General features: G+C 30.2%; 17 protein-coding genes. All 17 read left to right on the top strand.

What is annotated here, in order from left to right:
- Positions 1–26 precede the first annotated feature (26 nt).
- The 17 genes from CLOCEL_RS11720 to CLOCEL_RS11640 all read left to right on the top strand — a co-directional run bounded on the left by CLOCEL_RS11720 (position 27) and on the right by CLOCEL_RS11640 (position 13,326).
- Positions 27–1,805 (top strand): hypothetical protein, encoded by a 1,779-nt coding sequence (locus tag CLOCEL_RS11720; RefSeq protein ID WP_010075400.1) that lies wholly within the window; start codon positions 27–29, stop codon positions 1,803–1,805.
- A gap of 43 nt (positions 1,806–1,848) precedes the next feature.
- Complete coding sequence (locus CLOCEL_RS11715) at positions 1,849–3,981, top strand: VirD4-like conjugal transfer protein, CD1115 family (RefSeq protein WP_010075399.1); 2,133 nt, start codon at positions 1,849–1,851, stop codon at positions 3,979–3,981.
- Positions 3,968–4,204, top strand: coding sequence for a hypothetical protein (locus CLOCEL_RS11710; RefSeq protein ID WP_013291736.1), 237 nt, complete (start codon positions 3,968–3,970; stop codon positions 4,202–4,204). Before CLOCEL_RS11715 ends, CLOCEL_RS11710 begins: the two co-directional genes overlap by 14 nt.
- 99 nt (positions 4,205–4,303) lie before the next feature.
- Positions 4,304–4,777 carry an IS200/IS605 family transposase gene (gene tnpA, locus CLOCEL_RS11705; protein WP_013291570.1) on the top strand — a complete coding sequence of 158 codons (474 nt, stop codon included), beginning with the start codon at positions 4,304–4,306 and terminating at the stop codon, positions 4,775–4,777.
- Positions 4,778–5,131: 354 nt separating this feature from the next.
- Positions 5,132–5,362 (top strand): DUF6133 family protein, encoded by a 231-nt coding sequence (locus tag CLOCEL_RS11700; protein ID WP_010075396.1) that lies wholly within the window; start codon positions 5,132–5,134, stop codon positions 5,360–5,362.
- A gap of 73 nt (positions 5,363–5,435) precedes the next feature.
- Entirely contained in the window at positions 5,436–5,666 is a 231-nt protein-coding gene (locus CLOCEL_RS11695) for a DUF6133 family protein (RefSeq protein WP_010075395.1), read from the top strand.
- Positions 5,667–5,751: 85 nt separating this feature from the next.
- Entirely contained in the window at positions 5,752–6,585 is an 834-nt protein-coding gene (locus tag CLOCEL_RS11690) for a conjugal transfer protein TrbL family protein (protein WP_010075394.1), read from the top strand.
- A complete protein-coding gene (locus CLOCEL_RS11685) occupies positions 6,585–6,794 on the top strand; it encodes a hypothetical protein (protein ID WP_010075393.1) in 210 nt (69 codons plus the stop codon). The genes CLOCEL_RS11690 and CLOCEL_RS11685 overlap by 1 nt, the downstream gene beginning before the upstream one ends.
- 340 nt (positions 6,795–7,134) lie before the next feature.
- The gene (locus CLOCEL_RS11680) at positions 7,135–7,554 is read left to right on the top strand and encodes a hypothetical protein (protein WP_010075392.1); all 420 of its coding nucleotides are present in this window, start codon (positions 7,135–7,137) and stop codon (positions 7,552–7,554) included.
- Between the two features lie 25 nt (positions 7,555–7,579).
- On the top strand, positions 7,580–8,095 hold the full coding sequence (locus CLOCEL_RS11675) for a hypothetical protein (RefSeq protein ID WP_010075391.1): 516 nt from the start codon (positions 7,580–7,582) through the stop codon (positions 8,093–8,095).
- A 205-nt stretch (positions 8,096–8,300) separates the two neighbouring features.
- The gene (locus CLOCEL_RS11670; RefSeq protein ID WP_010075390.1) at positions 8,301–8,825 is read left to right on the top strand and encodes a hypothetical protein; all 525 of its coding nucleotides are present in this window, start codon (positions 8,301–8,303) and stop codon (positions 8,823–8,825) included.
- Positions 8,826–8,931: 106 nt separating this feature from the next.
- Positions 8,932–9,429, top strand: coding sequence for a hypothetical protein (locus CLOCEL_RS11665; protein ID WP_010075389.1), 498 nt, complete (start codon positions 8,932–8,934; stop codon positions 9,427–9,429).
- Positions 9,430–9,528: 99 nt separating this feature from the next.
- Positions 9,529–9,852, top strand: a complete 324-nt coding sequence (locus tag CLOCEL_RS11660) for a hypothetical protein (RefSeq protein ID WP_010075388.1) — start codon at positions 9,529–9,531, stop codon at positions 9,850–9,852.
- Positions 9,839–10,318, top strand: a complete 480-nt coding sequence (locus tag CLOCEL_RS11655) for a prepilin peptidase (RefSeq protein WP_010075387.1) — start codon at positions 9,839–9,841, stop codon at positions 10,316–10,318. Before CLOCEL_RS11660 ends, CLOCEL_RS11655 begins: the two co-directional genes overlap by 14 nt.
- Before the next feature lie 98 nt (positions 10,319–10,416).
- Positions 10,417–11,754 carry a hypothetical protein gene (locus CLOCEL_RS11650; protein ID WP_010075385.1) on the top strand — a complete coding sequence of 446 codons (1,338 nt, stop codon included), beginning with the start codon at positions 10,417–10,419 and terminating at the stop codon, positions 11,752–11,754.
- Positions 11,754–12,674 carry a DevR family CRISPR-associated autoregulator gene (locus tag CLOCEL_RS11645; protein ID WP_010075384.1) on the top strand — a complete coding sequence of 307 codons (921 nt, stop codon included), beginning with the start codon at positions 11,754–11,756 and terminating at the stop codon, positions 12,672–12,674. The genes CLOCEL_RS11650 and CLOCEL_RS11645 overlap by 1 nt, the downstream gene beginning before the upstream one ends.
- Positions 12,675–12,687: 13 nt before the next feature.
- Complete coding sequence (locus tag CLOCEL_RS11640; protein ID WP_010075383.1) at positions 12,688–13,326, top strand: hypothetical protein; 639 nt, start codon at positions 12,688–12,690, stop codon at positions 13,324–13,326.
- Positions 13,327–13,331: the final 5 nt, after the last annotated feature.

The raw sequence follows: 13,331 nt of genomic DNA, 5'->3' as shown, positions 1-13,331 counted from the left end.
ATTTTATAAGAATAGGAGAAGTACAAATGGCATTGATGAATAGAATCAAAGGAAGATTTTATAGAATAATTCTTGAAATAGAATTATTTATAGGAATAGATAATGTTTTTAATTTTCCTCAACAAATAGTATTGTCAGAAGCAAAAGAAAAAGGAATTGATATTTCTAAATTTCTATCACCTAAATTTGGTGATAGTGAAATGTATTTTTTATCGAGACAGTTGAAAAATGGAAAAGATATTTCAGCTTATGCTGATCCAAGATTTACATGGAGTCAAATGGAAAGAATAGCTTATGGAATTGAATATGGAATAGATATTACTCAATATAATAATCCTTTATTTACAGTAGATCAGATGAACGATATAATTTTCGCTTTGAAAGAAGGAAAGGTTGATGGTGAATTTAGTGAAGATATGTATAATCCTATGCGTTTGTATTTACCAGTGGATCTTTGGACAAATCAATTGTTTTTAGGTTATCGTGGAGATATACATTTATATAAGAATTTTCTAACAGAAAAGCAGATTAATATAGATTCAAAAGGTAACTTTTATAAATATTTAGATGAGGATAATAAGTACATCCAAATTGATAAGAAGACAGCAATTAGAGAGTTTGCAATTCATAAAGTAGATAAGAATATATATCTGAAGGAAGCTAATGAGTTAGGAATCGACACTTCAAAGTTATCATCTCAAGACTTTGATCATAATCAAATAAAGTTTTTATTGGATCAGTTAAAAGCAGGGAGAGATATTTCAGCTTATGCTGATACAAAGTTTAATATTTGGCAGATGGAAAAGATAGCTTATGGAGTACAACATGGATTAGATATTAGTAAGTATGCAAACCCATTATTATCTGAACGAGAAATGACAGATATTATTTATTCTTTAGAGTATAGTAATATTGATGAAGTAAAAGAATATCGAGAGAGCGTTGAAAAGATGCCATTTAATGAAGAAGACTTTTTTAAAGAAAAGAATATAAGCTTAACTATAGAAGAATTTGATGATGGTTATTTTAATGGACCAATATTTAAATTTAAAAATCTTAATAGTAATGTTACTTCTTCTTATTATGGAACTTTGGATGTTGGAGAGGACTTCAATATTGGAATGAGAAGTCCGCTTTTGGAAGTAGGATTAACTAATGATGAGATTGATGACTTTAGGTTTGTTTATAGTGGTGTTATTTCAAGCTTAATTTCTAAAAGTGATGCTTACTATAATTACAAACCTTCGAATGTTCTTCCCATAAAAAATATTTATATAAAAGGGCTAGATAATAATATTTCCATGAAAGAAGCTAATTTAGGCAGTTTCAAAGAAGCTAATGGTTTATTATGTACATGGGCAAAGATAATGGATGATGATAAAGTTGAGAGTGTAAAAGTAGAATTCCAAGTTGAATGGGAAAGTGCAGATATAAATAGCGAACCTTGTAGGTATCAAGGAATTTTTGATTTGAGGTCTATATATGCAAATAGGAGTAGTGAAAACTTGTTACAAAAACAAATGATAAGAAATATTGAAGCGTGGGGATTGTCTAATTCTCAAGAAGATACTAAATATGAAAACAAAAATGAAGAGAGATTTTATGAGGGGAGGGATTGGCTGAAAAAGTTAGATTGGGGAGGAGATTTATTAGATATTGGTGGAAAATGCATAACTTATGAAACTCCGTTTAAGTATAATCTGCACCAGATGTCAAAGTTAGCTTATGAAGGAGAGCAGGGATTTGACATTGTTGAGTATGGTGATTATTTATTAGAAGAAGATGAAGAAGAACTAGTACTGTAGTGTATTAAGGACTTTATAAAGCTTAATACAGGAGGAAGAACCAGTGAAAAAGTTAAAACAAAAGTTACTATTAGTACTATTTTTAATAATAGTAGGATCTATATTCAACATATACTTTTCAACAAACTTACATTTATTATTATCAAGACAAAGTACCAGGTTATCAATTCCTGAAACTAAATATTGTATAGAAAGTATGGTATCAAGTAAACAGCACTTGATGCTTTTTTTATGTCTAAATAGCCTTATAGTGATTCTTGTAGTGCTACTTATGATGACAAATAATAAGCCTTATGAAAGTAGGTTAATAAGTATAACACCAGATATTTCAACACCAGTTGCAGTTGGACAGAAACAATTTGGTTCTGCTCGTTGGCTTACTGAAAAAGAAAAGGAAGAAGCTTTTGAAAGTTTCATACTTGATGAAGAAGATCCATTAATAAAATACCTAATTGAACATGGGCAAGATGATCTAAAAGAAGATATTGAGAAAGAAGGTGAGGAAAATGAAGAAAAGGAACAAGCACAGCAATGTATCTCAAATACAGAGCAGGAAATATGTATTGAAAATTCAGAAGATAAATTCGAAAATGTGTCCAGTGATCCAAAGAAATATATATCGAAGGGTGGTATAGTTCTTGGACTAAATAAAGAAAAAGGAAAAGAGAAAATTTACTTTATAGGTGAAGATGTTCATAGTCTTTGTATTGGAGCAACACGTTGTGGAAAGACCAGAACAGAAGTGCTTCAAAGTGTAGGTGTTATGGCACTAGCTGGGGAAAGTATGATTTTTAGTGATCCCAAAGCTGAACTTTACCAGTATACACATATATTTCTTGAAAGATTAGGCTATGAGGTTATTGCTATAGATTTTAAGAATCCACTAAAAAGTAATAGATATAACTTTCTTCAACCAATCATTGAAGCAGTTGACAGAGACGATATTGCAGCGGCTGTTGATGCTACCTGGGACTTAACTTCTCAACTAGTTGGAGAGCCAAAGGGAGAGAGAATATGGACCGATGGAAATGCAAGTATAATTGCAAGTTCTATAATGAGTGTTGTTTATGATAACAGGCATGGAGCTAATAAAAAGTATCAAAATATGACCAATGTATATTTCTTTATAAGTGAGATGTGTAAAACCATAGGAAAGACAATGCCAATTATTGAGTATAACAAAAGACTTAGTCCAACTCATCCAGCAAAAGGACTTCTTGCAATATCAGAAGTTGCTCCAAGTAAAACTAGGGGAAGTTTTTATACTGCTGCTTTAACAACCTTAAGGCTATTTACTAATCCACTTATTAATTCAATGACTAATGCTAGTGACTATGATCCAAAGGAAACAGGAAGTAAGAAAAGAGCATTATTTATAATTCTTCCTGATGAAAATACCACTTATTATCCTTTGGCAAGTTTATTAGTAGCACAACATTATAGTGAACTAGTTAAATCTGCTGATGCTAGAGGTGGAAGATTAAAAAATAGAGTTAATTTTTTGCTTGAAGAGTTTGGAAACTTTACTCAAATACCTGATTTCTCAAGCAAGCTTACAGTTGGAGGAGGAAGGGGGATACGATTTAATTTAATACTTCAAGGCTTTTCACAGCTTGATGAAAAGTATGGAAAGGATGTTGCAAAGACTATAAAAGGAAACTGTGAAAATTGGGTTTACCTTCAATCAGATGATTCAGAAACTCTTGAGGAATTATCTAAAAAGCTTGGTAACTATACAGTTTCAACTTATTCTTTAAGTGCTTCACATGGGAAGTTTACGAATCCATCAAGTTCACATAGCATAAATTTGACAGGAAGAGCCTTGTTAACTACAGATGAAATTAGATTAATCAAAAGACCATATAGCTTAATTACTTCAAGGAATAATCCAGGGATGATGCATTGTCCAGATTTATCACAATGGAACTTTAATAAGATGTATGGACTTGGAGATATGGAACACAACAGAAAAGTAAGGGAACTAAGAGAAAATAGAAGACCAGCAAGAACTGCAAGAATGGAAGATATGCAGCTTTGGGGAATCTGGCATTATTACACAGCTAAAAGTGCTGGTGGTATGGTAGAGGCTTTTAAAGATTCTATAATCTCAAATTACAATCCAACAGATACAGAATATGAGGAAAACAGAAAGGAAGATTTTTATGGAGAAGAATAAAACGTTAATAAGAAAGATGAAAGATAAGCTATGGATGTTAGTGGTAACTGCTTATACAGTGATGATGCTTTCAACACCAGCGTATGCAAGTATTTCAGGTAGCAAAATTATGACAGGTACACAAAGACTTATAAGTGATGCTACAACAGCACTGATGGTATTGTCACCAATAGCCTCAGTATTATTGTTTTACGAATACCACAGGTTTTACCTGTGGTTCTAAAAAGCTTCTAGCGATGAGTAGAAAAAAAGAATACCTCCAATGTAAAATGGTAGTAGGTTTGCCGACCACAACCAAAAGTACAAAGGAGGTATATCCGTAATGGATAATAGTAGTTTAGCACATAGTAAATGGAATTGTAAATATCACATAGTCTTCGCACCAAAGTATAGGAGACAAATCATATATGGAAAAATAAAAGCGGATATAGGGGTAATACTTAGAAAGTTATGTGAACATAAAGGAGTAGAAATTATTGAAGCAAATGCATGTAAGGATCATATACATATGCTTGTAAGTATACCTCCGAAGTTAAGTGTCTCTCAGTTTATGGGGTATTTGAAAGGTAAGAGTTCATTGATGATTTTTGACAGACATGCAAATTTGAAATATAAATATGGGAATAGGCAATTTTGGTGTAAAGGCTATTACGTTGATACAGTTGGAAGAAACAAAAAGATAATAGAAGAATACATAAAGAATCAAATACAGGAAGATTTAGCATATGAACAAATGAGCTTGAAAGAATTTATTGACCCGTTTACGGGTGAATCAGTAAACAAAGGCAAAAAATAAAGCACCTTTTAGGTGCAGCCAGTAAAGGTATGCGGTTGGCAAACCGCTCAATGTGCGAGTAGCACGGCCAGTAACATGCCCTTATAGGGCTAAAGCAAACCACCCGTTTGACGGGTGGTCCTGATTAATTATCTACTTTTTTATAAGAAAAGGTGCAGCTGATGAGCAAGATCAGAAGCGATGGACAAACAGAATATATATAGTTCTCGGCTGTTGCGCTGGAGCTATTTTAGGCTCAGTAATAATAAATCTTGTAGTTAGCTATTATGGCTAAAAAATTAATATTAATAAATCCAAATAGAAATAAAAAGATATTAAATTTAAAAATAAAATTAATGGAGGAATGAAAAAATTATGAGAAATATTTTATTAAAAAAAGAGGTACAAGCAGTATCAATGTTAGGAAAGGTAAAGAATATTTTTAAAAGTAAAAAAGGTGAAGGGTATGTAGATTCAGCAGTAAAGATATTGATTGCAGTGGTTTTAGGAGCTTTATTGTTAGCGGGTTTGTATTTGTTATTTAAGGACACAGTGTTACCAACCTTAACTGCTAAAATCAAAGCTATGTTCAATTATAGTGGTTAATTACATATATCAAAAAAGCCTACAATGTTATTTAGTTGTAGGCTTTAATATTTCAAAAAAGGAGTAAAGGTAAATGAAAAATCTTTTATTAAAGAAGGAAGTCCAAGCAATAACAATTTTCAGTAAAGTAGCTAATATTTTTAAAAGTAAAAAAGGTGAAGGCTACGTAGATTCAGCTGTAAAAATATTAATTTCAGTAGTTTTAGGAGCTTTATTACTAGCAGGCTTATATCTTTTATTTAAGGATACAGTGATACCAACCTTAAAAGCGAGAATAATAGATATGTTTAATTATAGTGGTTAAAAGTTCAAAAATAAGGAGCTATAAATCGCTTATTAAGAAATTAAAAAGAATCTACTGAAGCAAAAAAGATGGGAGGGATAATTAATTGGAAAAGCTTTTGATAAATCTTTTTATGGCAATCATAAGTGGAGGACTAGTTTATACTAATACAATGCTTGATGGTATAGTAGGAATTGCGTTGTATGCAGATAAATATATGAATACTTTATTAGGTACTAATGGCTTAACTGATTGCTTTAATATATTTCTAAGCTTTGGAATATCTCTTATAGTACTTAAGTTTTTAAAGAAAGGTTTTGATCAATATATTTTATGGACAGAAGGTGATGCAGATGCAGATCCATTGCTGTTATTAACAGGATTTTTTAGAGCTTTGGCTATAGCAGTATCATTTCCAACACTATATTCCTGGCTTGCTAATGTAATTGAGGATATGACCACTAAAGTAGTTAACTCTATTGGCAATGGGATGTTGAAAGAATATACAGCAATGGTGACAAGTTTACAAGGTGCTGGATTGTTTACAATAATACTAGCACTAATATTTTTTATATGTCTTTTCCTTTTATATTTACAATTTTTAATGAGAGGAATGGAGATGTTAATACTTCGAATAGGAATGCCTATTGCTTGTGTAGGTTTAATGGATGCAGATAAGGGAGTATTTAAAACTTATATACAAAAGTTTTTTCAATCAACTTTAGCAGTATTGGTTCAAATAGCCTTAACAGAATTAGGTGTAGGGCTCTTCCTTAACTCACACATATTTTGGGGTATAGCTGCTTTAAGACTTGCCATTAAGACACCTAAGTTCCTACAAGAATTTATAATTATATCTGGTGGACAAACTTCAGGCTTTATGTCAAAAGCATACCAATCAACACGAATGATCCAGACAGTGAGAGGAGCATTTAAGTAATGGATATTATTACACAGTTAATAAGTGCTTTTATTGGATTGATAAGAGTTGGAGCGTTGTTCCGAGTGGTATTCTGTTTTGTAAAAATGGCAGCCAGTGAAGATGAAGTAGCAGTTTATAAAAGAAGAATTAAAAATACTTTATTCTTTTATGCTATAGCTGAATCAATATGGCAGATTAAAGATATAGTATTAGGATATTATCTCTAACAAAACTTTAAGGGAAGGATTAACAATCAATTTTAGGATTTTATCTATAATTAAATATATAATACAATTAAATACATATAAGTAAAATAAACAAAATTATATAAAAAAGAAGGAATATAATACTTTTTATAGAATTTAATAGTGTGGTTTGTATTATCTCATAAAATTATTAATTCAAATTGAAAGTATAGAATTTAATTTTCAATGAATATGTTGAAGTTTATCTGATGCAGTGAACTAACCTAAAATATAGCTATCTTTTTTCAATCTATGCTTTTGAGATTGATTATTCGATAATACAGATTACGAAAAATTATATGTAGAAGGAGATAAAATAATAATGAGAAAAATATTTAAAACAATAATTGTAACAGCAATGGCATTAATGATGTTTGCAGTTCCTACATTTGCAGAAGTAACGAATGCGACAGTTTGCAAAGTCGATGGAGTTACAGATAGTGGGAATTACCCGCTTCAATGGTATTCTAATACAATGACAAATGTTCCTTTAGTAGGAACTACAGCCTATATAAGAGTAAGGTCCAATGGGTATGGAAGTCCTAACGTATATATGTTAAGTTCTAACGCTTCTTGTACTGAGTTAAGTAATACTAGAGATTTTACATTTGGTCAAGAAATTGGTTGGGTTACAATATATAAAATTACTAATCTTCCTGCAGGAATTACAGGCATAAAGTTTTGGAAAATGTCAGGTACTAATACAATATCTGATACAGTTTATTTAAAGATGTTGCAATAATATATTTTTGAGAGAGGGTTGAAATATGGTTAATTCTATTAAAAATAATTATCCTAATCAAAACAATTATTCTATTAATACAAACAAACAAACATCTGATAAGAATCAAGTAAAATATACAGCAGAGGAAGAAGCGAAAATATCTGCTGAGGAAGATGCTATATACTGTGAACATCTTAGAAAAAATGGATACACAGAAGATCAAATCGATTATGCAAAAAAGCATATGCATGGTTTTCCACCAGACAATGCTCCAGGATCAGTAAGACGTGCATGGAGACAAGCTGTGGAAAATGCAACCCCAGAGATGCGAGATCAACTATGTCTTTTTATATGTGTATCTGATGCTTTTATGAGGGTTAATCCAGATTATACGTCAAGTATTCAAAATGATACAAATGGATATTTTAAAGTAATTGAAGATTTACAGACTTATATAAAACAATATGATGAGCAAAGTGATTCACAATCAAAAAATCAATATAAGTGGTATAACGAAATCTTAAAAGCTTTTGAAACTGAATTGAAAAAATTTGCATAATAAAATATAGCTATAGGTTAGTTCATGTTATTCTTTTGTTAACTTATATTCTAAAGAAAAGTACCATTAAGAAATTGATATTATTAGTGGTACTTTCTTTTTGCATATGGGTAATGTGGATATTAATAAGTACATTGTTATATCATCCAATTTGATTTGTTTAAAGATGTTGCAATAGTATGTTTTAGAAAGAAGGATATAAGTTGTGGTCAATTCTATAAAAAATGATTATTCAAAAAGCATTTATCAAACGCAAAAAAATACTGAAATTAGAAAGTTGTTTGTAGGTGAAAAGAAACCAAAACTTTCAGTTGAAGAAGAATCTAAAATATCAGCTGAAGAGGATGCTATATTGTATGAAAAATTGAAAAGTTATGGATACACAAAAGAAATGTTTGATAATCTAATTAAAACAGGATACACATTCCCGCCACATAATGCTCCTGGATCAGTAAGACGTGCATGGAGACAAATTTGGGACAGTGCATCACCAGAAATGAAAGACAAAATGAGAAGCTTTACATCTATGTTTTATGGTTTTGAAAGAGACTATCCTAATTACATGTCAAACATACAAAATGATATAAAGGGTTATTTTAATTTAATTGAGGACTTATACTCTCATATACAACAATATAATGCTGATGGTGATCTTCAAGCTCAAAAACAATATCGTTGGTATAATGAAGTACTAGAACTCTTTACTACTGAGTTGGAAAAATTTACATAATGGTTTATCAGAAAGAAAAGCAATGCCATTTGGGAATATTTTATATAATCCAATTTGATTTATTTAAAGATGTTGTAATAATATATTTTTGAGAGAAGGTTGAAATATGGTTAATTCTATTCAAAATAATTATTTGATCAATACAAACAAACAATCATCTGATGAGAAGAAAACAAAATATACAGCGGAAGAAGAATCAAAAATATCTGCTGAGGAAAATGCTATATTGTATGAAAAGTATAAGAAGGCGGGTTATTCAAAAGAGGAATTTGATTATGTTTTAAAGAATGGAACAACTTTCCCGCCATTTAGTGCTCCAGGCTCAGTGAGACGTGCATGGAGACAAGCTAAAGAAAATGCATCACCAGAAGAAAGAGCAGAAATGAAAGCTTTCACAATTATGTTTGATGGTTTCAGAAGAGATTATCCTAACTATATGTCGACTATGAACAATGACACTAATGGATATTTAAAAATGGTTAAAGACATGAAATCTTATGCAGAACAATATAATGTTAATGGTGATTCTCAATTACAACTGCAATACAAGTGGTATACTAAAACACTTCAAATTTTTGATACTGAATTAAAAAAATTTGCATAATAGAATATAGCTATAGGTTAGTTCATGCTATATGTAAGCGTCAAGTAATTGGCGCTTATTTTAGTATATCTTCAAATTAAGAAAGGGAGGTGCGAATTCTTGGAACTAGAAGAAAAAGAAACCTTATATATTCCCCTGGGACTAAAAACAAAAACAGAAATCTTTGATGGCTTTGGAAAGGAAGAACTTTTCAAAGCCATTATTTCTACACTGATATCAGCAGCTATAGATGTAGTTATATACATAATATTTAGAAATGTTGCTATTACAATAGTTTTTATCTTATCTGCAATGGCAGGCTCGGTAATGATGCTTACAAAGGATACAAGCAATCTTTCAGTTGTAGATCAGATAAAGTTTATGGTTAGGTTTGCTAAGTCTCAGAAGAAATATAAATACAAATATTTAGATGAATGGAGATGAGAAAATAGTTTTACAAAGATTCTTAGAAGTTGCCTTTGATAATCCATTAGTGATAATCAAAGGCTTTTTATATGCAGTGATTTTACTGTATGTAAGCTTATCAGATATCAAGATCAGGATAATACCAGACAAAGTACATATTATGATTTTACTTGTATCACTTATTAATATTAACCTAAAGGATTCACTACTTGGATTATTTCTTGTATCAATACCTTTTATAATAACAGCGTTAATTAGTGAAAATGGCATTGGTGGTGGAGATATTAAGCTTATGGGAGCTAGTGGTTTCCTATTAGGGGTTAAAGGAGGGTTTTTAGCAAGTATTATAGGACTTGCAACAGCAATAGTTACAAAGAAAGTAAGCTATAAAATTAAGAGTACAAATAAGGATGAAGCTTTTCCATTGGCACCGTATTTATCAATAGGGTGTTTTTTATCATATTTAATTTCAGGAGGTTTTTAAGGTGAATAAATTAAAAGAATTGTATAAAAACAGAACGGTTATAGGAGTAACTTCAATAGTAATGGCACTTATTATATGGTTTATGCAAACTACTTAATATGAATAGTATCAAGTATAGTTTAAACAAAACAGGAGAGTATTATTTAATTATCCATGAAGAGTTTAATTATGATGATGCATTATTTTTGGATATTGAAGAAGAAAATTGTGAAACATGTAATAGCTCTTTAAATAAAACTGAAAGAAATAATTCTATGAATTCAGCTAATAAATTTATATCACAAAATGTTTCTTTAATATTTAAATACTTTTCAACTCATGATGATAAATTGTTGAAAAGCTTAAAAAAAGAAGGTAGCTTAGGGATTGGAACATATTTTAATACTAAAAGCATAAGAGCATCCACATCACCAGGAACTTTTGGTACAACACCTGTAGAGAGAACAATGGCATTTTTAGGGTGGATAAATGCGACTAATTATATAACTAATGATGATGTTGAAATAAATGCTATACTAATACCTTCAAAAACTAATAGAATACTTAAACCTTATGAATATGTATTTCAGGATAAGGAGGAAAACAAACTTAAAAGCATTCATTACTTTGGAAAACGAAGTAAAAAATCTGATATCATATTGCAAGCAGAGATATATGTAAATACCATAGCAGAATACCTTGCATATAAAGAAACTAATAGTAAAGATGTAGAATTAGAAAGTGTTTTATTTATGGTGCTAACAAAAGCAGGGCAAAAACCTATTCCAAACAAGTTTTTTGAAATGCCAGTTTATGAATGGACTAAAGAGTTGTATGTGAAACTTGGTCAAATGATAAGCTATTCTTCTTCAGACTTAGATATAAAAGATATGACAGCTCGATTTATTGTAAAGCCTAGTCTAGCTAATTTTCATAAGTTGATTCAAATATATTCAAAGAAAAATTGTAAAATAGATTCTATATATAGGGAGGAAATTTTAAGAATGTATGAAAACAAAGTGCAAGAAATTCATAATAATGAAGCTATCAAGAAATTAGGTAGAGGCTTAAATCGTCTTCTTTATAGTAAGAAGGGCTTTGAGATTTTAACTAAATTATATACAGTTAGAACTGTTGAAAGTTTATCATATAGAATAAGAGAGCTTGAGGACAGTTACTTAAGATATGGCAAGCATTCTATCCTTAGTGATAAAGAGCATATAGAAGTTATAAACCTTATTAATACTAAAAAAGACGCAGTGATTTGTGCTAATGCAATAATTAGCTTTGGAAGAGTATTTCATGAAAGCAGTAAGAAAGGTTCTAACAATTCAGATGGTATGGTTTCTAATACTAAAGAAATAGATGAGTTTGAAATTGATATTAATACTGAAGATGCTGTTGAAAAGATTGTGCTAGAATCTTCAGTTAGTTTGAATAATGAGGAGGAAATATAATGAATAAGTTGGCAATAATGATGTTATTAATAGTTGAAGGAGAGGCTCTTAATAATGAGGGGAATATAGGAAACACAATGCAGCCAAGGCAAATTGAATTAAGTGATGGAAGTATTAGAAATGCTATTGCAGGAGAAATGTTAAAGCACTTTCATACAAAGAATGTAAGGCTACTAGCAGATGAAGATGAACTATGTGATACGTGCAAAATATTTAGTCCAATGAAAAATGGTACAGTCAAAGAGAAGGACAAGAACTTAAGTGATAGTGGCAATAGAGTTAAACAATGTATAGTCGATGATATTGAAGGATTTATGAATGCAGGTAAAGGTAATAATGAGAAAAGAGTAAGTTGTATTAAATTTAGCTGGGCAATATCAACTGATGATAATGATTACCAAAGTGTTTTACATAATAGAGTGGATCCAATAAATAATAAAGGCAAGAATGAGAAGAACTTAAATGAACAAGGAAAACCAGATACCACATCTGAGGCAAATACAAATAAAGATCAGAACACACAAATGCTGTTTTATAGACCAATTAGAAGTAATGAATATGCTTTAACTATTCAAATTGATTTAGATAGAATTGGTCTTGATGATGAAAAACTAATTGATGCTGTAGATAATAATACGAAGATTATGAGACAAAGAAAATGCTTAAAAGCAGTAAAAAATATGTTCCTTGATCTTGAAGGTGCTTTATGTTCAACAAGATTGCCTCATCTCACAGATATACAAGGGATTATTGTTCAGAAGAAAAATAAAGATGAAGTACTTTCAAAGTATTCTGCATTAAAAGAAGATTTTATTCAAGTTAATAAAAGACTGTCAAATAATAGTTTTGAGTTTAACAATATCGAAGAGTTTGCGGCAGTAATAGATGACATTGGAGTGAAGTTAGAAGAAAATCTATAGAGTAGGTGTATATATGAATAAAATAACATATAAGACTGCTAATTTATTTACATTAAAAAAATATGAAAATAGCAATTTGAATTGTCAAAGTTATGAGTATCCAACGTTATATGCTATTAGAAGTGCGATTTTAGGAGCAATTATTCAGGTAGATGGGGTTATGAAAGCTGAGGAATTATTTCATAAGGTTAAGAATGCAGTTATTTATATTCAATATCCTAAAGTTTTTCATATTAATGGTTGCAAGATCAAACGATATGCTAATAGTTATTATGGGATAAATAACGAACAGAAACTAGACAGAGAAAATCTTATAAAGAATAACTTTTATACTACAATGGGTTTTAGAGAATATATTGATGTAGAAGATATAGTTTTTTATATAGATATGTCTATTCCTAATATAAATCTATACTTAAAAAATATAGATTGGATAGGAACCGCAGAAAGTTTAGTATATCTTCATTCTATTGAAGAAGTTCAGACTTTAAATAACGTTATGGTGCCTGTACCAAGTAATGAAGTTAGGGGAAGATACAATCAATTTGATTGGGATAGTAAAGCAAGATTTGAACATATATATCTATATTCGGATAAGTATACTCATAAGCATAGAAATCTTTCGTGTTCTATAAAGGATTTAGTATTATAGGAGGC

It is taken from the genome of Clostridium cellulovorans 743B, assembly GCF_000145275.1.
In the GTDB taxonomy this organism is placed as follows: Bacteria; Bacillota; Clostridia; order Clostridiales; family Clostridiaceae; genus Clostridium_K; species Clostridium_K cellulovorans.
This window is presented reverse-complemented; position numbering and strand designations above follow the sequence as displayed.

Bases quoted from the DNA above. Each gene is read 5' to 3' on its own strand.
- CLOCEL_RS11640 (WP_010075383.1), top strand. From the start codon at position 12,688: ATGAATAAAATAACATATAAGACTGCTAATTTATTTACATTAAAAAAA.
- CLOCEL_RS11700 (WP_010075396.1), top strand. From the start codon at position 5,132: ATGAGAAATATTTTATTAAAAAAAGAGGTACAAGCAGTATCAATGTTA.
- CLOCEL_RS11675 (WP_010075391.1), top strand. From the start codon at position 7,580: ATGGTTAATTCTATTAAAAATAATTATCCTAATCAAAACAATTATTCT.
- CLOCEL_RS11710 (WP_013291736.1), top strand. From the start codon at position 3,968: ATGGAGAAGAATAAAACGTTAATAAGAAAGATGAAAGATAAGCTATGG.
- CLOCEL_RS11645 (WP_010075384.1), top strand. From the start codon at position 11,754: ATGAATAAGTTGGCAATAATGATGTTATTAATAGTTGAAGGAGAGGCT.
- CLOCEL_RS11650 (WP_010075385.1), top strand. From the start codon at position 10,417: ATGAATAGTATCAAGTATAGTTTAAACAAAACAGGAGAGTATTATTTA.
- CLOCEL_RS11685 (WP_010075393.1), top strand. From the start codon at position 6,585: ATGGATATTATTACACAGTTAATAAGTGCTTTTATTGGATTGATAAGA.
- CLOCEL_RS11665 (WP_010075389.1), top strand. From the start codon at position 8,932: ATGGTTAATTCTATTCAAAATAATTATTTGATCAATACAAACAAACAA.
- CLOCEL_RS11720 (WP_010075400.1), top strand. From the start codon at position 27: ATGGCATTGATGAATAGAATCAAAGGAAGATTTTATAGAATAATTCTT.
- tnpA (WP_013291570.1), top strand. From the start codon at position 4,304: ATGGATAATAGTAGTTTAGCACATAGTAAATGGAATTGTAAATATCAC.
- CLOCEL_RS11680 (WP_010075392.1), top strand. From the start codon at position 7,135: ATGAGAAAAATATTTAAAACAATAATTGTAACAGCAATGGCATTAATG.
- CLOCEL_RS11655 (WP_010075387.1), top strand. From the start codon at position 9,839: ATGAATGGAGATGAGAAAATAGTTTTACAAAGATTCTTAGAAGTTGCC.
- CLOCEL_RS11695 (WP_010075395.1), top strand. From the start codon at position 5,436: ATGAAAAATCTTTTATTAAAGAAGGAAGTCCAAGCAATAACAATTTTC.